Origin of the sequence: Sphingobium sp. B2D3C (assembly GCF_025961835.1) — a bacterium.
In the GTDB taxonomy this organism is placed as follows: Bacteria; Pseudomonadota; Alphaproteobacteria; order Sphingomonadales; family Sphingomonadaceae; genus Sphingobium.
Map to the genome: position 1 here is coordinate 1,338,745 of NZ_JAOQOK010000001.1, position 20,117 is coordinate 1,358,861.

The 20,117-nt window shown below is 64.5% G+C and carries 20 protein-coding genes, 1 tRNA gene and 1 pseudogene; 11 read left to right on the forward strand and 11 right to left on the reverse strand.

Going from position 1 to position 20,117, the window contains the following annotated elements:
* Positions 1-15 precede the first annotated feature (15 nt).
* From M2339_RS06190 to M2339_RS06200, 3 genes are read left to right on the forward strand one after another with little or no spacing between them, the layout of a single operon-like run.
* Positions 16-894, forward strand: coding sequence for a 3-keto-5-aminohexanoate cleavage protein (locus M2339_RS06190; protein WP_264587192.1), 879 nt, complete (start codon positions 16-18; stop codon positions 892-894).
* Between the two features lie 49 nt (positions 895-943).
* Positions 944-1,693, forward strand: coding sequence for an IclR family transcriptional regulator (locus tag M2339_RS06195; RefSeq protein WP_264572798.1), 750 nt, complete (start codon positions 944-946; stop codon positions 1,691-1,693).
* Positions 1,680-2,042: a cupin domain-containing protein gene (locus tag M2339_RS06200; RefSeq protein ID WP_264587191.1), complete on the forward strand. Its 363-nt coding sequence runs from the start codon at positions 1,680-1,682 to the stop codon at positions 2,040-2,042. The genes M2339_RS06195 and M2339_RS06200 overlap by 14 nt, the downstream gene beginning before the upstream one ends.
* Before the next feature lie 24 nt (positions 2,043-2,066).
* On the opposite strand, the gene M2339_RS06205 is transcribed toward M2339_RS06200, so the two are convergent.
* On the reverse strand, positions 2,067-2,795 hold the full coding sequence (locus M2339_RS06205) for a nuclear transport factor 2 family protein (protein WP_264570266.1): 729 nt from the start codon (positions 2,793-2,795) through the stop codon (positions 2,067-2,069).
* A 73-nt stretch (positions 2,796-2,868) separates the two neighbouring features.
* Between M2339_RS06205 and M2339_RS06210 the strand changes: the two genes are divergently transcribed.
* The 4 genes and pseudogenes from M2339_RS06210 to M2339_RS06220 all read left to right on the forward strand — a co-directional run bounded on the left by M2339_RS06210 (position 2,869) and on the right by M2339_RS06220 (position 5,955).
* Complete coding sequence (locus tag M2339_RS06210) at positions 2,869-3,792, forward strand: SDR family oxidoreductase (protein ID WP_264587190.1); 924 nt, start codon at positions 2,869-2,871, stop codon at positions 3,790-3,792.
* A gap of 214 nt (positions 3,793-4,006) precedes the next feature.
* Positions 4,007-4,915: pseudogene (locus M2339_RS16225) on the forward strand (tannase/feruloyl esterase family alpha/beta hydrolase); the annotation flags it as partial.
* Between the two features lie 90 nt (positions 4,916-5,005).
* Positions 5,006-5,446, forward strand: coding sequence for a tannase/feruloyl esterase family alpha/beta hydrolase (locus M2339_RS16230; protein ID WP_413714893.1), 441 nt, complete (start codon positions 5,006-5,008; stop codon positions 5,444-5,446).
* A complete protein-coding gene (locus tag M2339_RS06220) occupies positions 5,443-5,955 on the forward strand; it encodes a DUF3237 domain-containing protein (protein WP_264587188.1) in 513 nt (170 codons plus the stop codon). Before M2339_RS16230 ends, M2339_RS06220 begins: the two co-directional genes overlap by 4 nt.
* A gap of 19 nt (positions 5,956-5,974) precedes the next feature.
* Here M2339_RS06220 and M2339_RS06225 read toward each other — a convergent pair whose 3' ends face one another.
* The 7 genes from M2339_RS06225 to M2339_RS06255 form a co-directional block, all read right to left on the reverse strand.
* Positions 5,975-6,472, reverse strand: a complete 498-nt coding sequence (locus M2339_RS06225; protein WP_264587187.1) for an aromatic-ring-hydroxylating dioxygenase subunit beta — start codon at positions 6,470-6,472, stop codon at positions 5,975-5,977.
* Positions 6,469-7,812: an aromatic ring-hydroxylating oxygenase subunit alpha gene (locus tag M2339_RS06230; RefSeq protein ID WP_264587186.1), complete on the reverse strand. Its 1,344-nt coding sequence runs from the start codon at positions 7,810-7,812 to the stop codon at positions 6,469-6,471. Before M2339_RS06230 ends, M2339_RS06225 begins: the two co-directional genes overlap by 4 nt.
* A gap of 130 nt (positions 7,813-7,942) precedes the next feature.
* On the reverse strand, positions 7,943-8,389 hold the full coding sequence (locus M2339_RS06235) for a MarR family winged helix-turn-helix transcriptional regulator (RefSeq protein WP_264587185.1): 447 nt from the start codon (positions 8,387-8,389) through the stop codon (positions 7,943-7,945).
* A 153-nt stretch (positions 8,390-8,542) separates the two neighbouring features.
* Entirely contained in the window at positions 8,543-9,931 is a 1,389-nt protein-coding gene (gene desA / locus M2339_RS06240) for a syringate O-demethylase (RefSeq protein ID WP_264570260.1), read from the reverse strand.
* Between the two features lie 44 nt (positions 9,932-9,975).
* Entirely contained in the window at positions 9,976-10,728 is a 753-nt protein-coding gene (locus tag M2339_RS06245; protein WP_264587184.1) for an alpha/beta fold hydrolase, read from the reverse strand.
* A 199-nt stretch (positions 10,729-10,927) separates the two neighbouring features.
* Positions 10,928-13,057 (reverse strand): acetate--CoA ligase family protein, encoded by a 2,130-nt coding sequence (locus M2339_RS06250; RefSeq protein ID WP_264587183.1) that lies wholly within the window; start codon positions 13,055-13,057, stop codon positions 10,928-10,930.
* Positions 13,058-13,183: 126 nt separating this feature from the next.
* Complete coding sequence (locus tag M2339_RS06255; protein ID WP_264570257.1) at positions 13,184-14,038, reverse strand: p-hydroxycinnamoyl CoA hydratase/lyase; 855 nt, start codon at positions 14,036-14,038, stop codon at positions 13,184-13,186.
* A 28-nt stretch (positions 14,039-14,066) separates the two neighbouring features.
* On the opposite strand from M2339_RS06255, the gene M2339_RS06260 reads away from it, so the two are divergent.
* Positions 14,067-14,609, forward strand: coding sequence for a MarR family winged helix-turn-helix transcriptional regulator (locus M2339_RS06260; protein ID WP_264572786.1), 543 nt, complete (start codon positions 14,067-14,069; stop codon positions 14,607-14,609).
* Between the two features lie 30 nt (positions 14,610-14,639).
* On the opposite strand, the gene M2339_RS06265 is transcribed toward M2339_RS06260, so the two are convergent.
* Positions 14,640-15,521, reverse strand: a complete 882-nt coding sequence (locus M2339_RS06265; RefSeq protein ID WP_264587181.1) for an MBL fold metallo-hydrolase — start codon at positions 15,519-15,521, stop codon at positions 14,640-14,642.
* A gap of 73 nt (positions 15,522-15,594) precedes the next feature.
* Here M2339_RS06265 and M2339_RS06270 point away from each other — a divergent pair, with 73 nt between their 5' ends.
* Genes M2339_RS06270 through M2339_RS06280 form a run of 3 tightly spaced genes read left to right on the forward strand, consistent with a single transcriptional unit; the run spans position 15,595 to position 17,216 of the window.
* Positions 15,595-15,912 (forward strand): ArsR/SmtB family transcription factor, encoded by a 318-nt coding sequence (locus M2339_RS06270; protein ID WP_264570254.1) that lies wholly within the window; start codon positions 15,595-15,597, stop codon positions 15,910-15,912.
* A gap of 4 nt (positions 15,913-15,916) precedes the next feature.
* Entirely contained in the window at positions 15,917-16,432 is a 516-nt protein-coding gene (locus M2339_RS06275) for a rhodanese family protein (RefSeq protein ID WP_264587180.1), read from the forward strand.
* Between the two features lie 4 nt (positions 16,433-16,436).
* Positions 16,437-17,216 (forward strand): sulfite exporter TauE/SafE family protein, encoded by a 780-nt coding sequence (locus M2339_RS06280; RefSeq protein ID WP_264587179.1) that lies wholly within the window; start codon positions 16,437-16,439, stop codon positions 17,214-17,216.
* 53 nt (positions 17,217-17,269) lie between these two features.
* Here M2339_RS06280 and M2339_RS06285 read toward each other — a convergent pair.
* Positions 17,270-17,346, reverse strand: a tRNA-Arg gene (locus M2339_RS06285).
* Positions 17,347-17,445: 99 nt separating this feature from the next.
* Complete coding sequence (gene ppdK, locus M2339_RS06290; RefSeq protein ID WP_264587178.1) at positions 17,446-20,112, reverse strand: pyruvate, phosphate dikinase; 2,667 nt, start codon at positions 20,110-20,112, stop codon at positions 17,446-17,448.
* Positions 20,113-20,117: the final 5 nt, after the last annotated feature.

The following is a 20,117-nucleotide window of genomic DNA, read 5'->3' on the forward strand; positions in this document are numbered from 1 at the left end:
CGATAGGAGAAAAAGATGAGCAAGACATTCATTACCTGCGCGATCACCGGCGCATCGCCGATGCCCAAGCATCCCAACTTTCCCTTCCGCCCCGAGCATGTGGCGCAGGAAGCGCTCGACGCGGCCGAGGCCGGCGCGTCGATCATCCATGTCCATGTCCGTAATGGCGAAGATGGCACGCCGAGCCAGGAGATGGACGACTATCGCAAGGTGGTGAGCCTCATCCGGGAAAAGAACACGGACGTGATCCTCAACGTCACGACCGGCCCGGGCTGCATGTGGTTCCCCAAGAGCGCCGACGAGCCGGCGATGCCGGACCTCGGAAAGACCCTGATGTTCACCGCGGAGCGGCGCATCGAGCACATCCTCGACCTCAAGCCCGACATGTGCACGCTCGATATCTGCACCATGAACCTGTGGGGCGGCATTGCCATGAATCTGGAGATGATCGTCGGCAAGATGGGTACCATGTTGCAGGATGCCGGCGTGCTGACCGAGATCGAATGCTTCGAGGCCGGCGATTTCGTCTTCGCGGACGATCTGATGGCCAAGGGCCTAATTCCCAAAAATGCACCCTTCACCTTCGTACTCGGCACCAAATATGGTCTGCCCGCGACGCCGGAGGCGATGATGTATTCCAAGAACCAGATCCCGCGCGGCGCGCCCTTCACCGGCTTTGGCATTTCCCGCCACAGCTTCCCCATGGCGGCGCAGTCTGTGCTGCTCGGCGGGCACATGCGCGTTGGCTTCGAGGATACGATCTACCTGCGCAAGGGCGTGCTGGCGCAGAGCAATGCCGATCTGGTGCGGCAGGGCGTCGAGATTCTCGAGAAGATCGGCGGTGAGCTTGCCACGCCGGGTGAGACCCGGCAGATGCTCGGGCTTAAGCAGTGAGGCGGGCACAATAGGGCAGGCCCGCCGACGGCTATTGGGGGATCGCGGCATGGAAGCGAAGGCGGAGTCCTCGTCGGTCAAATCGGCCACGCGGACGCTCGACATTCTGGAATATGTCGTCAGCAGTGGCCGGCCGGTCAGTGCTGCCGAGATTGCGCTCTCCTTGGCGATTCCCGTCAGCAGCCTCTCCTATCTGCTCGGGACGCTGGTCGAACGGGGCTATCTGCTGCGCAGCGGCCGGCTCCATTCGCCCGGGCCGGCGCTCGCCCGTCTCAACCCGGCACCGGAAGCCATCCCGCTCAAGGACCGGGTCTATCCGGTGCTGCGATCGGTCTCGCGGCAACTCAACGAGACCGTCTCCTTCTTCGTCCGCCATGGCGAGAATATGGAGGCGATTGCAGGAGAAGTGGCGCCGCAAGCGCTGCGCTATACCATTGAGGTTGGCCGCCTCGTCCCGCTCCATGCCTTTGCCGCCGGCAAAGCCATTCTGGCCGCGCTCGATCCGCAGGAGTTGGACGCCTATTTCGCGGCGGCGAGTCGCGCGGCGTTCACCCCGCAGACACGCACTGCCGAGGCAGAGCTGCGCCGCGAACTGGCACAGATCGCGCAAACCGGTATTGCGCGCACTGCCGAAGAGTTTACCCCCGGCATCATCGGTATCGGCCATGCCGTGCATGTAGGCGGGAGCCTGGTCGGTGCGATCAGCGCCGCCATCCCGGTCGCGCGGGCTACGCCGGAGCTTGAGCAGCGCGCGGCCGTCCTGCTCACCCAGGCGGCCCAGGCGCTTGGCGGAGACTGAAGGCAAAGCGCGGGGGGTTATCAACCTCCTCGCGCCACTTCCCGATGCCAGCGTCGAGGAAATCTTCGACCTGATCCTCGAAAAGGCAGGCGCCCGGATCGAGCGGATCGTGTCGCAGGGGCAGACGACGCCCGATACCGCCCCCTACGATCAGCCGTATGACGAGTGGGTAATGCTGCTGGCCGGCGGCGCCCGGCTCTGGCTGGAGGATCGGGGCGAGTGCGCTTTCTCGCCCGGCGACGCGCTGCTTATCCCTGCTCACGTCCGTCATCGCGTCGTCTGGACGCAGGCAGCACCGCCGACCGTCTGGCTGGCGGTGCATTTCGCGCAGGATCCCCCGGCAGAGTGAACCGCCGGGCGACGTGTCGGGCCGTCAGTTACCCCGCGGCTGCTTGGTCATCATCGGCGTGAAATTCTCGACAATGAAGGCCCGTCCGAGCACCGGATGCGCAAAACTCATCGGCACTTCGTAGCGGTGCGGCCAGGTCTGCCGCACTTCCTTCTCGGGCAGGATGCGGTCGGGGCCGTTGGGATCTTCCGGATAAGGCTTTTGCGCCGGCTGCAGGTGCGCGGTGGTGTGCGCCCAGCCCTTCTCATAGTCGCCCTGCCACTGCATCATATAGTCGAGGCGCTTGATCTTCCAGACGCCGTCTTCCTTGACATAGTCATTCTCGTAGATGCCGGACTCCCAGAATTGCTGCGGCACGCCTTCGGGCTTTTCGTGCAGCGCGTCGTCATGCCAGCCACCCGCAAGAATGCCGCGGAAGCGCCCCTTGGCGGTCTGGCCGTCCTCGCCAATCGTGATCACATCCTGCAGCTGGAAATGGTCGAGCAACAGGCCATGGACCGGGCCGCGCCGCCCGCCGGTGAAGAGGTTCTGGAACCATGTTCCATAAAGGCGCATCACACCCTCATATCCGACATATTCGCCGGAGAGGAACACAACCACACCCTCCTTGGCAAAGAGACCGGCAACCTCCTCGGGGCGGTTATAGTCGATATAGTAGCCATAGGCCCATTGGAGCCGACGGATCGCGTTGATATCTTCGAGTTCCTGGACCTTCTTTTCCAGCTTGGCCAGGCGCGATTCCACCTCAGACATTATCGACTCCTCTCTCTTTGACTGTATGTTTTGCTAACAAAGCACAAATAGCCGGCGAGAGGAAAGAGTCATCATGAGCAGCACGGATTGGTCCGGAAAAGTCGCGTTCATAACGGGCGCGGGCACCGGAATCGGCTTCGGGATTGCGCGGGCTTTCAGCAACGCCGGCATGCGCCTCGCCCTCTCCTACCGCAATGAAGAGCAGCGGGCGCGCTGCACCCAATGGTTCGAGGAGCGCGGGCGGGAAGCGCCGCTCTGGATCAAGCTGGACGTGACCGATCGGGCGGCGTTCCAACAGGCTGCAGAGCAAGTCGTCGATCATTTCGGCGCCTGCCATGTGCTGGTGAACAATGCCGGCGTTTCCGTTTTCGGCCCCACCGATGAAGCCAGCTTCGCCGATTATGACTGGATCATGGGCGTCAACTTTGGCGGGGTGGTGAACGGCATCACGTCCTTCCTGCCCAAGATCAAGGCGAGCGGCGAAGGCGGCCATGTGGTTAACGTCGCAAGCATGGCGGCCTATCTCTCCGGGCCGCAAGCCGGGATCTATACCGCCAGCAAATTCGCGGTGCGCGGCCTGACGGAGTGCCTGCGCTATAATCTGGTGCCCTATGGCATTGGCGTCTCGCTGGTCTGCCCGGCGCTGGTCGCGACGGATGCGGCGCTCTCCGCGCTCAAGCGCCCGGCCGAATTTTCGGGCAGCGGTTTCGCACCGGTGGACGAGGCGGAAATCCGCCAGTTCGCGACCGCTTTCGAGAATGGCATGGACCCGCTGGAGGCCGGTGAGAAGATTTTTGCGGGAATGGTCGAGAACCGGGGCCTGATCTTCACCCACCCCGAATTTGCGGAAGACTTCAAGGACATCTACGAAACCAGCCTCGCCGCCCTGCCGGATGAAGTCGCGCCGCCGGAGCGCCTTGAGGTCGAGCGGATGCGCCGGGCCGCTAACAAGGCCGCGCTGGAAGGCGCGAAGATCGGTTTGAGCGACCTCACCTAACTAGGGCGGAGCGCCTTGCGTGCGCGACGGCGACGATCCAATAAGATGCAAAGACAGGGGAGAATATATGAACGGCAAATCCATCGCCTCTCTGGCCGCCTTGCTGGCCGGCGCCGCCCTTGCGCCGACGCCCGTAGCCGCACAGGACGCAGCCCAGCGCTGTGCGGCCCTCACCAGCCAGAATTTCGGCGCCGAGGTGAAGATCACCAGCGCCATGCTGGTACCGGCCGGCCCCTCCAAGGCGCCACCGCCACCGGGCGAGCCACCCGCCACGCTGGTACTTCCTGAACATTGCCGCGTGGATGGCGTCATCAACCAGCGCACGGGCGCCGGTGGCAAGACCTATGGCATCGGCTTCGCCCTTGCGCTGCCGAAGGATTGGAGCGGTCGCTTCCTTCTGATGGGCGGCGGCGGACTGAATGGCAGCATTCGCGAACCGATCGGTCCGGTCGCGGCCGGCAACCGCCCTGCCCTCTCCCGCGGCTTTGCGGTGCTCAGCCATGACAGCGGCCACAAAGGCGCGGTGTTCGACAACGCCTTCATGGTCGATCAGCGCGCGACGCTCGATTTTGCGGAGAGTTCGGTGCGCACCGTCACGCTCGCCGGCAAGGCGATCGCACAGGGCTTCTACGGCAAATCGGCCACGCGCAGCTACATGACCGGATGCTCGACCGGCGGTCGGGAGGGCATGCTCGCCGCACAGCGTTATCCGGAGCTTTTCGATGGAATCGTGGTCGGCGCGCCGGCCATGCGGACCGGCAACTCAAATCTCGGCATGAGCTATGCGCAGGTGATGTTCAACCAGGCCGCGCCCAAGGATGACAAGGGCACGCCCCTGATCGACCGGACCTTCTCGCCGACGGATCGCCAACTCATCCTCAAGGGCCTGCTCAACCAGTGCGACGGCCTCGATGGCCTCAAGGACGGGATGATCGAGAATGTCGGCCAATGCCGCTTCCAGCCTGCCCGGCTGCAATGCACCGGCGCGAAGGCGGATTCGTGCCTGAGCAAGGCGCAGGTCGAGGCCCTTGAGCGCGCCTTTGCCGGGCCGCGCGACAGGTCCGGTTATCCGCTCTATGCACCGGTGCCCTTTGATACCGGCATCGTCGATACCTCCGGCCCGGTATCCGGCTACATCACCACCGGCGCGCCAGGCGTGTTCGGCCCGCCACTGCGCGACCTCACGATCGATCTCGATGCGCGCATCAACGAGGTGCGCAACAACGCCCAGCAGCGGCTCACCGACACATCCTACTGGACCAACCTCAACACCTTCCTCGACAAGGGCAGCAAGATCCTCTTCTTCCACGGCGTGAGCGACCCCTGGTTCTCGGCCTGGGATACGTGGGATTACTGGCTGCGCGCGTCCGAAACCAATGGCGAGGCGTGGGACGCGGCAAGCCGCTTCTACATGGTCCCGGGCATGGCGCATTGCAGTGGCGGCAATGCCTTCGATCAGTTCGATCTGCTCGGCGCCGTGGTGGACTGGGTCGAGCAAGGCAAGGTGCCGGAAGGCGTGACCGCGAGCCGGCGCGATGGATCGGCCAGTCGCCCGCTCTGCCCCTTCCCCAGCTACGCGCGCTACACCGGCGGCGATGCCGCCAAGGCCAGCAGCTTCACCTGCACCCAACCTGACGTGGAGGAAAAGCCATGAGCCGCAGCCTCGGCGCAGTCGCGCTGATATCCGTGTTGGCGCTCCCGGCTCAAGCCGCCGACGCTGACCCCAGCAAGCCCATCCTGGAGTTCGCCTTTGAAGAGATGGTCACGCTCTCGCCGGCCATGCCGGCCGGGAAGACGCCCTATGGCGAGCGGCTGATCATTCCGATCACCGGCGGGACGTTTGAGGGACCGGGCATCAAAGGCACGATCATCCCCGGCGGATGGGACTGGCAGTTGCGTCGCAGCGATGGCTGCACGGACATCAAGGCCGATTATATGATCCGCACCGATGATGGCGTGATCATCAACGTGGTCAACAAGGGCACGTTGTGCGGGCCCGACAAGGACGGCAAGCCCCGGCCCGGGCGCACCCACCCGGTGTTCGAGGCACCGCTCGGCAAATATGAGTGGCTGGGGCAGAGCGCGTTTCTCGGCACGCTGGAGCCGGTGATGGCGGACGGCAAGGTGAGCGCCGTCCGCATCCGCTTCTACCGGGCGATGTAAGCGGGCGTCTGCAGGACGATCAGATGCCGTAGACGTCCAGCATGGTCGGCACCCGGTCGTTCAGCAGGCGGATGACCTTGCGGGCAATCTTCCAACTGCCGTCCTCGTTGCGCAGTTCATGCTCGTATCGGCCGAAGTAGGCGTGCGAGCGGTTGCTGCGCACGTCGTGCACATTCACGATGAAGGTCGAATTCACGCGCGACAGCCCCTCGCCCGCTGCCTCGGCGATGACATTGCCGATCATGTGCGACACGCGCGGCATGACAGCAGACGCCACCGAAAAGCCGGAGCGGATGCGCTGGATCCGGTCCGCCAGGTTGCGGCGACCGCGATAATAGATCAGCGAGAGTTCAGCCTCAGGGTCTTCGGTCTGCGTGCCGTCGTCGCGCCAGGTGGGCATCCAGAACACGCAATCCTTGGTGAACAGCTCAAGCCAGGCCTCGAGATCGAGACTGTCGAGCAGCAGCGCCTCGCGATAAAGCAGTTGCGCGGCGTCGGCGTGGTTCAGCTGGCTCATGCGATCACCTCCGCCATGCGCTGCGCCCAGGCGCGATAGTAGCTCGCGAACAGGCTCTCGTCGCACAGCTGCGCATCGGCGACGACGTTGCGCGCGGGCTTGAGGTCGATCATGTCGGCATACATGTTCCCGCCCTCTTTCGAGGCGGTCAGGCCGCGGGCGTGGCCTTGCAGCCAGGGACGGTCCTGCTCGGCCATGCCCAGCTGGGCCTCCTCATAGCAGACGGTGTCGTCCGGCGTGGCCATGCCGGTCGGGTTGAAGAAATCCTCATATTGCCGGATGCGGAATGTCCGCGCCTGCGCGCTTTCGCCGCGCGGAGCGATGCACCAGGTCTGCATCTCGGTGAGGCCGGCGGCCAACGGGCGGATGACCCGCATCTGGCTCGACGCATTCTCGGCGATCTGCAGATTGGGGAAGATCGTGAGGTTGCGCATGTTGAACATCCAGTTGCGCTTGGCCTCGCCATGATCGCGGGCGAGCTGTTCGGCCCGCTCGAACTCGGGGATTGCGGAGGAGACGGGCATGATGCCCCAGTTGAGCACATGACCATGATCGAAACTCATCGTGCCGCCGCTGGTGCCGCTGGCTTCCTCCTGCCAGAAGTCGGAGGCACCCAGCGAGGACTGCACGACATCCTCCGCCTGCTCCTTGGCGCGCTGATCGAGAATGCGGATGTAGCTCGGATGGGTGGAGGTGAAGTGATACTGGTCCGAGCAGTTTTCGAGCTGCATCTTCCAGTTCGCGGCATAAGTGAAGGTGACGCGGCCGGGCACCAGCTCCACGCCTTCCGGGCTCTTGTCGACCACCAGATCCAGCAATTTGCGGGCCTCACCCAGATGCTCATCGAGGCTCGGCACATCGGCATTCAGGCTGGCGAACAGGAAGCCGCGATACTCGCCGAACTTCGCCACGGGGGCCAGATTGTGGTTCTCCTGGTCGAACCCGGCACCGTAGCAGCCGCTCTTCTGCCACTTGATGTTCTTGTTCGCGCCCGCGCTATCGAATGTCCAGCTATGATAGGGGCAGACATGCCGGCGCGCATTGCCGCACAGCTTCTGGATGAGGCGCACGCCCTTGTGCGGACAGGCATTGACGAAACAGTGCAGCGCCCCTTCGCCATCACGACTGACGATAATCGGCACCCGGCCGATGAAGCTGGTGAAATAATCGTGAGGATTCTCGGCTTGCGTGGCGAGCCCGATGAACACCCATCCGCCTTCGAAGATGTGCTTCATCTCCAGATCGAACAGATCGGGGTCGCGGAACAGGGCACGGTTGACGCGGAACACGCCGTCTTCCGGGCGGTCGTCGATCAGGTCGCGAAGCGCAAAGCCGGTCATCGTACACTCATCTCCCAAGGATCATGCTGGTCGCGCGACAAGATCCCTGGAGGACCATCGCGCGCATCATGCGAAATCACTTAACATGATAAGCATATCGTCGCAACTGCCGCAAGAGGGACGCGTGGGCTCACTCCTCATCGATTGCTGCGCACAATGCGCGCAACTCAGCGGCGAGGCCATCGAGGCGCGTCGCGCCGAAACGGGCTGAATAGACCCGCATCATGGCCGCGACATGGGCGGAGACGACTGTCACGATCTGCGCGCCGGCCGGCGAGAGCGCGATGGTGGACCGTCTGCGATCATCGGGATCGGCAGTGCGAACGATCAGCGCGCGCCCTTCCAGTTCGCGCAAAATGCGCGTCACGCTCGGCGCGTGGAGCAGCGCGACTTCGGCCAGGTCGGTTGCATCGGTGGTGCCCCGGTCGTTGATCACCCGCAGCACGCGCCACTGCGGCTCGGTGATGTCGAAGTCGCGCAACTTGGTGCGCATCGGGGCGATCACCGCTTCCTTGGCGCTCAACAGGATCGCAGCCAGCGATTGCTCGAATGGCGGGAGTTTCTCGTCTTCGACCATCTTTGCCCCTTGCGCGCCCTGCCTGCCCTGCCCGCCGCGTCATTCCACGGCCGGCGCTCGCGCAAAACTCATCGCTATTCACTGAGCCGTCGTCCAGCCCATAAAAAACGGGGCCGCCTTTCGGCAGCCCCGCTCTTGAACTCTTGAGACCGATCAGGCCTTCTTGGTGCGCCAGCTATCGGCATAGCCGGTGCGGGCAACAGCCGAGTAAGGCACCGGCGCCACGATCGCCTTGATCTCGGTCTGCTCATGCGGCTCGACGGTCGGCTTGGAGGTGCCGCCATTGGGCTCGCCCCACAGCAGGGAGACTTCCGTGCCAGGCTTGGCGTACTTTGGGTCGATCATGGCGAGCGTGAGCATCTTGCCCTCGTTCGACGAGTAACCCACCCAGGTGGAGACGCCGATGTGCTTGCCGTCGACCATCACCGAGTCATAGGGGTGCATCGAGTAGACCGCGCTCGGGAACTCGAAATATTTGGCGCGGCCGGACTCGGCGAAGTAGCTGCTCATCACGCGCAGCATGTCCTCGTCGTCGAGCGCCAGCGTCACCTTCTCGAGGTGCGGCTCGTTCGCCATCTTCTCAAGGGCTTCCTTGCCGATGAAGTCATGGTCGAACTTGACGATGATGCCATAGCCGACATCCCACGGCGTCAGGCCGTAGCCCTCAAGCGTCTCGGGCACGAACGAACCGCCCGCCGAGCACTTGGCGCCATAGCTGTTCTCGCCGGCCCACTTGCGGAAGTCCGCAGAGCCTTCGCCGAACAGATAGCCCGGGAACGGGGACGGGATCCAGCCCGACTCCAGCGTGTTCGACGAGTAAGCACGGCCGCCGACGAGGGCGAGGTCGTGCTTCTTGCCGGCGGCGACGAGCGCGCTGTGCACGGCTTCGTAGTCGGCCCAGGGACCATAAAGCTCATAGCCCGGCTGACCGGCCATGCCGTGACGCAGGGCGCCAACAGTCTTGCCGGCGATCTGGACGTCCGCCATGTTGAAGAACTTGAGGTCCGGCGCGGCCTGGCCCATCGCGTCCGTCAGGATCGCCATGGCGTTGGGGCCCTGCAACTGGAAGCGATAGTGGCGACGCTTGCCGTCCGTGCGCAGCGCGGTGCGCTCGTCGCGGGTCAGCGTGACGTTCCACTTGCCGGTGGAGGCGTGGAACTCGGCCCACTCGATGGCCGGCGCGCGGCCGACGAGGTTGAACTGGTTCTCTGCGAGGTAGAACAGGATCACGTCGCCAATGACATAACCCTCAGGCGTCACCGGGACCCACTGCTTGGCCTTGCCGGGCTTGAAGTTCTTGAAGCTGTTGATGCCGAGATAGTTGAGGAACTCGAAAGCGTCGGGGCCTTCGACCATCAGTTCGACCATGTGGTAGCTCTGGTTGAACAGCACGGCCGTCTTGGCCCATGCGCGCTGCTCGTTGCGCCAGTTCGAATATTCCGCCGGCACGCCCGGATAGACGTTGGGACCGGTCTGCTGGTTGCGCAGGAAGTCGACGGCATTGCCGGCGCCATCCAGCACGTCTTGAAGATTCTTCGCCATGATACTCTCCTTCGGACTGAAGTTGGAAACGCAGTTATAATTGGTCAGGGGTTCGCGGTTGCCGCAGCCTCTTGCTGCGCCACCCGGTCGAGCCAGGTGCGCAACAGGGCGGACATCGCATCGGGCTGTTCGACCGGGAGCATATGCCCTGAATCCGGGATCACAGCATAGGTCGCGCCCGCAATTGCTGCAGCAATCCGCTCATGCTGCACCGGCGGCGCCCAGGCATCGTGCGCGCCGGTCGCGACCAAGGCAGGGCAATGAATTTGCGGCAACAGGCTCTCGACTTCCGGGCGTGCCAGCAGCGCACGGATCTGCCGCTCGAACATGTCGATGCCGGCATCGCTGCACATCTGCCAGAGCATGTCCATGAGCTTGGGCTTGAGCCGGTTGCGCTCCCACACCATCGGCGGGAGCCAAGAATCGATCAGGGCGTCCATGCCCTCTTCCACGCCGCGGTTAAGCAGCGCGAAGCGCCCGTCCGCCTCATTGGGCTTGGGCAGATGAACGCCGGTGCTGATGAGGCCGATGCCGGCAAGCCGCTCGGGCACCTTGCGGAAGATTTCGAGCGCGACCCGGCCGCCCATCGAATGGCCGATGACCGCAAAGCGCGCGGGAGCTGAGTCGATCACCTGATCGGCCATGGCGGTGAGGCTGTCCGCCTCGCCATATCCATCCACTGCTGCGACTGGCATGATCTGCCCCAAGGCGGCGACCTGCGGCGCCCAGATGCGCGCATCGCAGATGAGGCCCGGCAACAATAAGACCGGCACAGCCAGAGAGGGCGAGTCGTTCATCGCTTCCAATCGTTCGTATATACGAAAACTTCATCTACCCGAAAACGCCGCGCAAGGCCAGACCAATTCGAAGTTCAGACTGCAATTTTGCTGCACGTCAGGAATGCACAGGCACCCAATGCAAGCAACCCTCCCACGCCGGGCGCGGGAGGGTCTACTATAAGGCGGTGTCCTTGCGGGACGAATGGACCTGCTGGTATCAGTCGACGAGCATCAGCGCGTCGAGTGCGACCACGCCCTGGCCGTTGGGATAGACGACCACCGGGTTGAGATCGAGCTCCTGAATGCGCGGCTCGCCGCGCAGCAGACGACCGATGCCGCCGATAAGATCGGCCACCGCCTCGACGTCCAGCGCGGGCGCACCGCGATAGCCGTTGAGCAACGCGGCCTGCTTGAGCTTGCCGAGTTCGGCCATAATCGCCGCCTTGGTCATGTCCGGCGAGAGCAGGCGCACGTCCTGCAGGATTTCCGCCGTCACGCCGCCGAAACCGGCGAGGATCACCGGACCCCATTGCGGATCATTCTTGGCGCCGACGATCAGTTCCATACCGCGCGCGCCCATTGCCTCGATCAGCACGCCATCGAGAATGATGGATGCGTCATAGCGCTTCACGTCCGCGAACATCTTGTCCCACGCCGCGCGGATCGCATCGGCGCCGACCAGATTGAGCGCCACGCCGCCGGCATCGCTCTTGTGGCTGAGCGCGGCAGCCTGCGCCTTCATGACCACTGGCCCGCCAATGGCGTCGGCCGCAGCAATCGCTTCGTCTACGGTCGCGGCAAACTGACCCTTGGGGAAGGGAATGCCGAGCGGCGCAAGCAGAGCCTTGGCCTTATATTCCGGCACGACGCCCTTCTCGCTGGCCAGCGCAGGCACGCTTGCCGGCGCTGCGTCCGTCTTGGTCGCATCGCGCTGACCAGCGGCCGAGAGCCGCTTGATGGCGCGCAATGCCCGCTCGGTGGTCGGGAAATAGGGGATGCCCTCGGCGCGAAGCTGCTCGATCCAGTCGGCCGGCACATGCGCGCCCTCATCCACGCCGCCGAAGATCACCGGCTTGGTCGCCTTGAGCTCACGGACGGCCTTGAGGAACGGCGGCAGCTTGATGCCGATCGTCGCCGGATTGGTCTGGATGATCCCGGCGAAGATGGTGCCGACGCGATCATCCTCGAACAGCGCCGCGAGGGTGCGGTAATACATGTCGGGATCGACAAGCCCCTGTGCGGTCAGATCGAGCGGATTGCTAACCGGGACGAACTCGGGCAGCGCCGCGCGCAAAGCAGGCGCATTGTTGTCATCGAGGGTCGGCAGCGCCAGCTCCAGCTCTTCGGCGAGGTCCAGCGTCAGCGCCTTGAGCGCACCGGATTCGCCAAGCACGGCGGTACCGCCACTCGGCAGCGCCGGGCAACGCGCCGCGATCTCGGTGATGTCGCCCAGCTCTTCCAGCGTCTCGGCGACGACGACCCCTGCCCGCTCCACCTTGGCGCGCATGAGCTTGTAGTCGCCAGCCATCGCGCCGGTGTGCGTGGCAGCGGACTCGCGCGCCGCGCTGCTCTTGCCCGGGTGCAGCAAGGCAACGAGCTTGCCGGCGGCACGGGCCTTGTCCATCAGTGCCAGGAAGCGGGCGGGATCGCGGAACTGCTCGACGATCATCGCGATGATGCGCGTCTTCTCGTCGGCGATCATGAACTCGACATAATCCTCGACGCCGCTGCCGGCCTCATTGCCGGTGGAGACCGAGTAAGTGAGGTCGAGCGTGCGGCTCTCCAGCATCACCGCGAGCACGGCCGCCATGGCGCCGCTCTGCGAGACGATGCCGACGCCACCGGGGCTCGGGGCCTTAATATCGGTATCGATGAAGGTGAGCGGAATTCGGTCCAGATAGTTCACCGAACCCAGGCAATTCGGCCCCTCGACCACGATGCCGGCCTCGCGCGCAATGCGCCCGATTTCCTGCTGGTCGGCCATGCCCTGCTCGCCGCCTTCCGCAAAGCCTGCCGCAAAGATGATGGCGGCACCGGCCTTGCGCGCAGCAAGCTGACGCATCGTATCCAGCACCGCGACGCGGGGAATGGCGAGGATCGCGCAATCCACGCCCTCGGGCAGCGCCTCGACGCTGGGCACCGCAGGTCGACCGCTGATCGTTTCGCGCTTGGGATTGACGAGATGGATGTCACCGGAAAAGCCGTTCCGAACGAGATTGGCCAGAACGCTCGCACCGAGCGAACCCGGCGTTTCGGACGCCCCGACGATCGCGATGGACCGCGGACGCAGCAACCGATTGATGTCACGCGTTCCCGCCTGCGGGCGCTCTCCGGCCTCAACCGTCATAACTCAACTCTCCTTCGCGAAACCAGCTCGTGGCAATCAAACCTTTCGCCCCGGAGGCGGATGCTGCCGGGGCGAAGGATAACACGCAGGAAAGGGCGGCCCTGCTTGGGCCACCCTTCCGGCAACTCAGACGTCGGTCTTGGTCTTGTCGTAGTGACCCAGGCCCGGCTTGAAGGTCTTGTCGTCGAGGAACTGCTTCATCGCGACATGGCGACCATCCGACTTGTCGAACCAGTTGAGGCCTTCCTGCAAGCGGATCAGATAATCCTCTGCATTGTCGTAGGTCATTTCCTTGACCCGGCGGACGGCGTCCTTGGTGTACTTCACCGTCGCCCAGTTCTTGGCGATCAGCGTCTCGGCTACCTGCTTCACGCGGGCCTTGAGTTGGTCGACCGGCATCGACTCGTTGACGAGATTGTAGCGGGCTGCTTCCTGACCGGAGAGGTTCTCCCCCATCATGGCGTGATACATGGCGACGCGCATCGGCATCAGGTCCACGGCCACCTTGGTGGCGCCACCGCCGGGGAGGATGCCCCAGTTGACTTCCGACAGGCCGAACTGCGCTTCGTCAGCCGCAAAGGCGAGATCGCAGGCGAACAGCGGGCCATAAGCGCCGCCGAAGCACCAGCCATGCACCATGGCGATGGTCGGCTTCTGGAACCAGCGCAGACGCTCCCACCAGGTATAGGCTTCACGCTGTGCCTTGCGCGTGCCGGCTAGGCCCTGCGCCTCGGTCTCGCGGAAATATTCCTTGAGGTCCATGCCGGCGCACCAGGCGGGGCCTTCGCCACCCAGAACCACAACGCCGACATCGTCCCGGAATTCGAGATCCGTCAGAACCTTGAGCATCTGGCGGTTCAACTTGGGGCTCTGCGCGTTCCGCTTGGCAGGACGGTTATAATAGACCCATGCGATATTATTCTCGATCTCGACCCGAACGGTATCCTCTTCCCGCTCGACGGACGTATTTTCCTCAGCCATTTGATTTCCCTTCAAGGCAATTTATGCTATGCGCCATAGCATTATCGACCATGGCTCACAAGGGGCTGGCGACTGGTTTTCATCCGGGGGCATGATGGCAAGGGACCAGAGGCAGGGACGCGACAAGGCGCTGGATTCACCGGCTGAACCCCCGGTCGCGACCATGCTCGCGAGCCCGCTCGACGGGACGCTCGGCTATCGGCTGCGCCGCGCTTCCATGGCGATGATGGGCGATGTCATCGCCGCACTGCGCGCCATTGACCTGAGCGTCGGCGAGGCCTCCTTGCTGATTCTCGTCGGCCATAATCCGGGTTGCCGGCAGAGCGATGTCGGGCGGGCGCTGGCGATCAAGCGCGCCAACCTGACGCCACTCATCGGCCGGCTCAAAGCTCGCGATCTCATCAGCGATGCGCCCATTGACGGGCGATCCCTGAGCCTGACGCTCACGCCGCAGGGGGAAGCCCTGCAGCGCGAAGCGATGAAGCGGGTGAAGGCGAGCAATCGCAAGTTCCAAAAACGCCTGACCATCGAGGAAAAGGCGCTGCTCGCCGCGCTGGAAGCGTTGGGCTGAGCGGGGCTACGGCCCCTCCCCTCCCGGGCATCAACCTATCGCGGCTTCGCCCTTCACCGTCACCGGAATGCGCAGATAGCGCACGCCATTGGCCTCCGCCTTCGGGAAGCGCCCAGCGCGGATGTTGACCTGGATCGAGGGCAGCAACAGGCGCGGCGCGGACAATCCGGCGTCGCGCTTGGTGCGCATCGCCACAAAGCCCTCCTCGCTGACATCATCGCGCACATGCACGCTGGTTTTCCGCTGCTGGCCGACGGTGGTCTCCCAGCGATAATCATCCCGCCCCGGCGCCTTGTAATCATGGCACATGAACAGGCGGGTCTCGTCCGGCAGGCTGAGCAGGCGGCGAATCGACCGGTAGAGAGTGCGTGCGTCCCCGCCGGGGAAGTCGGCCCGCGCGGTGCCATAATCCGGCATGAACAGCGTATCGCCGACGAACACGGCATCGCCGATACGGTAGGCGATGTCCGCCGGGGTGTGACCCGGAAGATGAAGCACCTCGACCTCCAGCGATCCGATCGAGAACCGCTCGCCATCGGCGAACAGGCAATCGAAATCCGAGCCGTCGGTCTGCAAATCGTCCAGCGCGAAGACCGGGCGGAAGATCTTTTGAACGTCCCGGATGTGCTCGCCAATGCCGATCTTCGCGCCCGTCTTCGCCTTGAAGAAGGGCGCGGCGGAAAGATGATCGGCATGGGCGTGGGTTTCCAGCACCATGGCAATCGTCCAGTTCTGCGCCTGGGCGCGGGCAAGAATGCGCTCGGCTGAGCCGGTGTCGACCTCGCCACTGGCCGGATCGAAATCCAGCACCGGATCAATCACCGCCGCGATGTGCGTCTGCGGATCGACCACCAGATAGCTCACCGTGTTGGTGGGCTCGTCAAAAAATGCCTCAATAATGGGTTGGGTCATAAGGGCCTCCACTCGATGCTTGACAATATAGAAGCGCCTTCTACATTAGCAATATCTAATTTAGAGGACACTGATGTTAAAAGCTGCCATGGATCTCGACACGTTCGAGGCGCGCGCCGGAGAGGTTGCGCAGGTGCTGAAGGAGTTGGGCAACGGGCGTCGCCTGATGCTGCTGTGCAAGCTCGTCGAACATGGCGAGCGCATGGTGGGCGATCTGGCGGATGATGTCGGCCTCTCTCAATCGGCCCTCTCGCAACATCTCGCCCGGCTCCGCGAGGAAGGCCTCGTGACCTCCCGCCGCGAGAGCCAGACTATCTGGTACAGGATTGCCGATCCCCGGATCGAGACCCTGCTCGCCACGCTCTATCAACTCTATTGCACAGGGGACTGACCCCATGACGATCCAGACACTCTCACCCGCCGACGCCAAGCGCCTCATTGAGGGCGGCGCCAAGCTCATCGATATCCGCGCGGCGGACGAACATGCCCGCGAGCGCATTCCGGGTGCCGTCAACGTGCCGTTGGAGCGCATCGACACGGTCGACGCGGGCAATAATGCCATCGTGTTTCACTGCCGCTCGGGCATGCGGACACAGGCCAATGCCGACCAGCTGGCCGCGGCGAGCGATGCCCCTTGCTTCATTTTGGAAGGCGGCATCGACGCGTGGCGGAAGGCCGGGCTGGATGTGCACATCGACAGCGGGCAGCCGCTCGAGATCATGCGGCAGGTGCAACTGACCGCCGGCGGGCTGGTGCTCATCGGCGTGCTGCTCGGCTTCCTCGTCGCGCCGGGGTTCTTCGGCCTTTCCGCCTTTGTCGGCGCGGGCTTGATGTTCGCGGGGGCGACAGGCTGGTGCGGCATGGCGACGCTGCTCCAGCGCATGCCCTGGAACCGTCGCAAGGCGGCCTGACCCCATGACGACCGCGCAGATCCTCCTCGCGCTGCTCTCGGGCGGCCTCATCGGCATCGTACTCGGAATGGTGGGCGGCGGAGGATCGATCCTTGCCGTGCCGCTGCTCGTCTATGTCGTCGGGGTCGGATCGACCCATGCCGCGATTGCAACAGCAGCCGTGGCAGTCGCGGCCAATGCGGCGACGGGGCTTGCGGGTCACGCGCGGGCCGGGCGGGTCAAATGGCCCTGCGCGTTGGTGTTCGCGGCGTCGGGCATCGTGGCGGCAGCGCTGGGGGCAGAGATCGGCAAGGCGGTGGACGGCCGGCGGCTGCTCGCGCTGTTCGGCCTGTTGATGATCGGCGTCGGTATCGCGATGCTGCGCAGGCGCAAGAGCGCTGACAATCCCGACGTGCGTCTCACCCGCCAATCCGCCGGGCGGCTGCTGCCGCGGCTGATCCCCATGGGCGCCGGCGTGGGTCTGGCGGCGGGGTTCTTCGGGATTGGTGGCGGGTTTCTGATCGTCCCGGCGCTCATCACGGCGACGGCCATGCCCTTCGCCACGGCCGTCGGTACCTCGTTGGTGGTGGTGACGGCATTGGGACTAACCACTGCGACATCCTATGCGCTGTCCGGCTATGTCGACTGGCCGCTGACGGCGCTGCTGATCGCCGGCGGTGCTGCGGGCTCGGTGCTGGGGATGCGCGCGGGGATGGCTCTTGCTGCGCACAAGAAGCTGCTCGAACGCAGCTTTGCGATGCTGGTGATCGGCGTCGGCGGCTATGTGGTCTGGACCGCCTTCTAACCCCATCCGCCGGCGCTGGCCGTGCGGGTCATCATGCTTGCGATGGGGAGAAATGGCGCGCCCGGAACGATTCGAACGTCCGACCCTCAGATTCGTAGTCTGATGCTCTATCCAGCTGAGCTACGGGCGCTTGCCAATCTCACGGTGCCGTTTGGCCGCCGTGGGAGAGGCGCAGATAGTCGGGGGCGCCGTCCGTGGCAACCCCCTTTTTTGCATTCTTTTTGTCCTTTCAACCGCGCGCGGCGAGCGCCGCCTGTGCGGCCGCCAGACGGGCAATCGGCACCCGGTAGGGCGAGGCGCTGACATAATCGAGACCGGCCTTCTCGCAGAAGGCGATGGAGGCCGGATCGCCGCCATGTTCGCCGCAAATGCCGAGCTTGATGGCCGGGCGCGTCGCCCTGCCCCGCTCCACGGCGATCTCGATCAGCTCACCCACGCCCTCGACATCGAGGCTCACGAACGGATCGCGCGCGAAGATGCCCTTGTCGACATATTGGGTGAGGAAGCGCCCGGCGTCGTCCCGGCTGATGCCGATGGTCGTCTGCGTCAGATCGTTGGTGCCGAAGGAGAAGAACTCGCCCGCCTCCGCGATCTCGCCGGCCTTGAGCGCGGCGCGCGGCAGTTCGATCATGGTGCCGACGAGATATTCGACCGAGGTACCGCGCTCGGCGAACACGGCCTTGGCGGTCTTGTCGACGATGTCCTTCATCAGCTCCAGCTCGCGCTTGGTGGCGACGAGGGGAATCATGACCTCGGGGATCGGCGCGTCACCGCTGGCCTTGGCGACATCCAGCGCCGCCTCGAAGATGGCGCGGGCCTGCATCTCGTAGATCTCGGGATAGGTGACGCCCAGACGACAGCCGCGATGGCCGAGCATCGGGTTGAACTCGTGCAGTTCGGCCGCGCGACGCTTGAGCAGATCGACGCTCACTCCGGCAGCCTCGGCCACGTCGGCGAAATCGACATCCTCATGCGGCAGGAACTCGTGCAGCGGCGGATCGAGCAGGCGAATCGTGACCGGCAGGCCGGCCATCTCGGTGAAAATCTCCGTGAAGTCGGCGCGCTGCTCGGGGAGCAGCTTGGCCAGCGCCTCGCGACGGCCCGCCTCGGTCTCGGCGAGGATCATCTGACGCACGGCGGTGATCCGCGCGGCATCGAAGAACATATGCTCGGTGCGGCACAGGCCCACGCCCTCCGCGCCGAACTCGCGGGCGGTGCGGCAATCTTGCGGCGTCTCGGCATTGGCGCGCACCTTGAGGCGGCGTACCTGATCGGCCCACTCCATCAGCGTGCCGAAATCGCCGGCCAGCTCGGGCTGCACGGTCGGCACTTCGCCGGCCATCACTTCGCCTGTCGCGCCGTCGATGGTGATGATCTCCCGCTCCTTGAGCAGACGGTCACCGATCCGCATCAGCTTGCCGGCGGTATCGATGGAGATGCTGCCCGCGCCGGAGACGCAGGGGCGCCCCATGCCGCGCGCCACCACGGCGGCGTGGCTGGTCATGCCACCGCGCGCGGTGAGGATGCCCTTGGCGGCATGCATCCCGTGAATATCCTCGGGGCTGGTCTCGATGCGCACGAGGATGACCGCCTCGCCCAGCTCGTTGAGCCGCTCGGCGGTCTCGGCATCGAACACCACCTGGCCGGATGCCGCGCCCGGCGAGGCCGGCAGCCCCTTGGTCAGCACATCGCGCGGCGCCTGCGGATCGAGCGTCGGGTGCAGCAGCTGGTCGAGCGCGGCGGCATCGACGCGCGCCACGGCTTCCTCATTGCTGATCAGGCCTTCATGGGCCATGTCGACCGCGATCTTGAGCGCGGCCTTGGCGGTGCGCTTGCCCGAGCGGGTCTGCAGCATCCACAGCTTGCCCTGCTGCACGGTGAACTCGATGTCCTGCATGTCGCGATAATGCGTCTCGAGAATCTGGAAGACCTTGGCCAGCTCGGCATAGGTCTCCGGCATGGACTCCTCCATGCTGAGCGGCTTGGCCCCGGCCCGCTCGCGCGCGGCTTTGGTCAGATATTGCGGCGTACGGATGCCGGCGACGACATCCTCACCCTGCGCATTGATGAGATATTCGCCATAATAAGCGTTCTCGCCGGTCGCGGGATCGCGCGTGAAGGCGACACCGGTGGCGGACGTTTCGCCCATATTGCCGAACACCATGGCCTGCACGTTGACCGCCGTGCCCCAGTCGCCCGGAATATTGTTGAGGCGGCGATAGACCTTGGCGCGATCCGCCTGCCAGCTGCCGAACACGGCGCCGACGGCACCCCAGAGCTGCTCATGCACATCCTGCGGGAACGGCTTGCCCCAGAGCTGCTGCACCAGCGCCTTATATTCAGCGACCAGCGCCTGCCAGTCCTCGGCGCTCAACTCGGTATCCAGGAAGGCGCCCTTGTCCTCCTTGGCGATCTCCAGCGCTTCCTCGAACTTTCCGTGATCGAGGCCGAGCACCACATCCGAATACATCTGGATGAAGCGGCGATAGCTATCCCACGCGAAGCGCGCGTCGCCGGATACGGTGGCGAGACCTTCCACAGTTTCATCGTTGAGGCCGAGGTTGAGCACGGTGTCCATCATGCCCGGCATCGAGACGCGGGCACCGGAGCGGACGGAGACGAGCAGCGGATCGGCCTTGTCGCCAAAGCGCTTGCCGGTCACGCCCTCGATATGCGCGATGCCGCCCGCGACTTCCGCATTCAGGCTCTCGGGATAGGTCTCGCCATCCTCATAATAGCGCGTGCACATCTCGGTGGTGATGGTGAAGCCCGGCGGCACCGGCAGGCCGATGGCGGCCATGCCATCCAGATTGGCGCCCTTGCCGCCAAGCAGGTTCTTGTCGCCCTTGCCGCCATCATCGACGCCACCACCGAAACGGTACACATACTTCGTCATTCAGA

What these genes read in the sequence shown, in the direction of transcription:
- M2339_RS06255 (WP_264570257.1), bottom strand. Translation starts at nt 14,038, where the DNA reads ATGGCTGAGGAAAATACGTCCGTCGAGCGGGAAGAGGATACCGTTCGG.
- M2339_RS06230 (WP_264587186.1), bottom strand. Translation starts at nt 7,812, where the DNA reads ATGACCGGCTTTGCGCTTCGCGACCTGATCGACGACCGCCCGGAAGAC.
- M2339_RS06225 (WP_264587187.1), bottom strand. Translation starts at nt 6,472, where the DNA reads ATGAGCCAGCTGAACCACGCCGACGCCGCGCAACTGCTTTATCGCGAG.
- M2339_RS06245 (WP_264587184.1), bottom strand. Translation starts at nt 10,728, where the DNA reads ATGAACGACTCGCCCTCTCTGGCTGTGCCGGTCTTATTGTTGCCGGGC.
- M2339_RS06195 (WP_264572798.1), top strand. Translation starts at nt 944, where the DNA reads ATGGAAGCGAAGGCGGAGTCCTCGTCGGTCAAATCGGCCACGCGGACG.
- M2339_RS06265 (WP_264587181.1), bottom strand. Translation starts at nt 15,521, where the DNA reads ATGACCCAACCCATTATTGAGGCATTTTTTGACGAGCCCACCAACACG.
- M2339_RS06205 (WP_264570266.1), bottom strand. Translation starts at nt 2,795, where the DNA reads ATGTCTGAGGTGGAATCGCGCCTGGCCAAGCTGGAAAAGAAGGTCCAG.
- M2339_RS06275 (WP_264587180.1), top strand. Translation starts at nt 15,917, where the DNA reads ATGACGATCCAGACACTCTCACCCGCCGACGCCAAGCGCCTCATTGAG.
- M2339_RS06270 (WP_264570254.1), top strand. Translation starts at nt 15,595, where the DNA reads ATGTTAAAAGCTGCCATGGATCTCGACACGTTCGAGGCGCGCGCCGGA.
- M2339_RS06280 (WP_264587179.1), top strand. Translation starts at nt 16,437, where the DNA reads ATGACGACCGCGCAGATCCTCCTCGCGCTGCTCTCGGGCGGCCTCATC.
- M2339_RS06250 (WP_264587183.1), bottom strand. Translation starts at nt 13,057, where the DNA reads ATGACGGTTGAGGCCGGAGAGCGCCCGCAGGCGGGAACGCGTGACATC.
- M2339_RS06190 (WP_264587192.1), top strand. Translation starts at nt 16, where the DNA reads ATGAGCAAGACATTCATTACCTGCGCGATCACCGGCGCATCGCCGATG.
- M2339_RS06210 (WP_264587190.1), top strand. Translation starts at nt 2,869, where the DNA reads ATGAGCAGCACGGATTGGTCCGGAAAAGTCGCGTTCATAACGGGCGCG.
- M2339_RS06220 (WP_264587188.1), top strand. Translation starts at nt 5,443, where the DNA reads ATGAGCCGCAGCCTCGGCGCAGTCGCGCTGATATCCGTGTTGGCGCTC.
- desA (WP_264570260.1), bottom strand. Translation starts at nt 9,931, where the DNA reads ATGGCGAAGAATCTTCAAGACGTGCTGGATGGCGCCGGCAATGCCGTC.
- ppdK (WP_264587178.1), bottom strand. Translation starts at nt 20,112, where the DNA reads ATGACGAAGTATGTGTACCGTTTCGGTGGTGGCGTCGATGATGGCGGC.
- M2339_RS06260 (WP_264572786.1), top strand. Translation starts at nt 14,067, where the DNA reads ATGCGCCATAGCATTATCGACCATGGCTCACAAGGGGCTGGCGACTGG.
- M2339_RS06235 (WP_264587185.1), bottom strand. Translation starts at nt 8,389, where the DNA reads ATGGTCGAAGACGAGAAACTCCCGCCATTCGAGCAATCGCTGGCTGCG.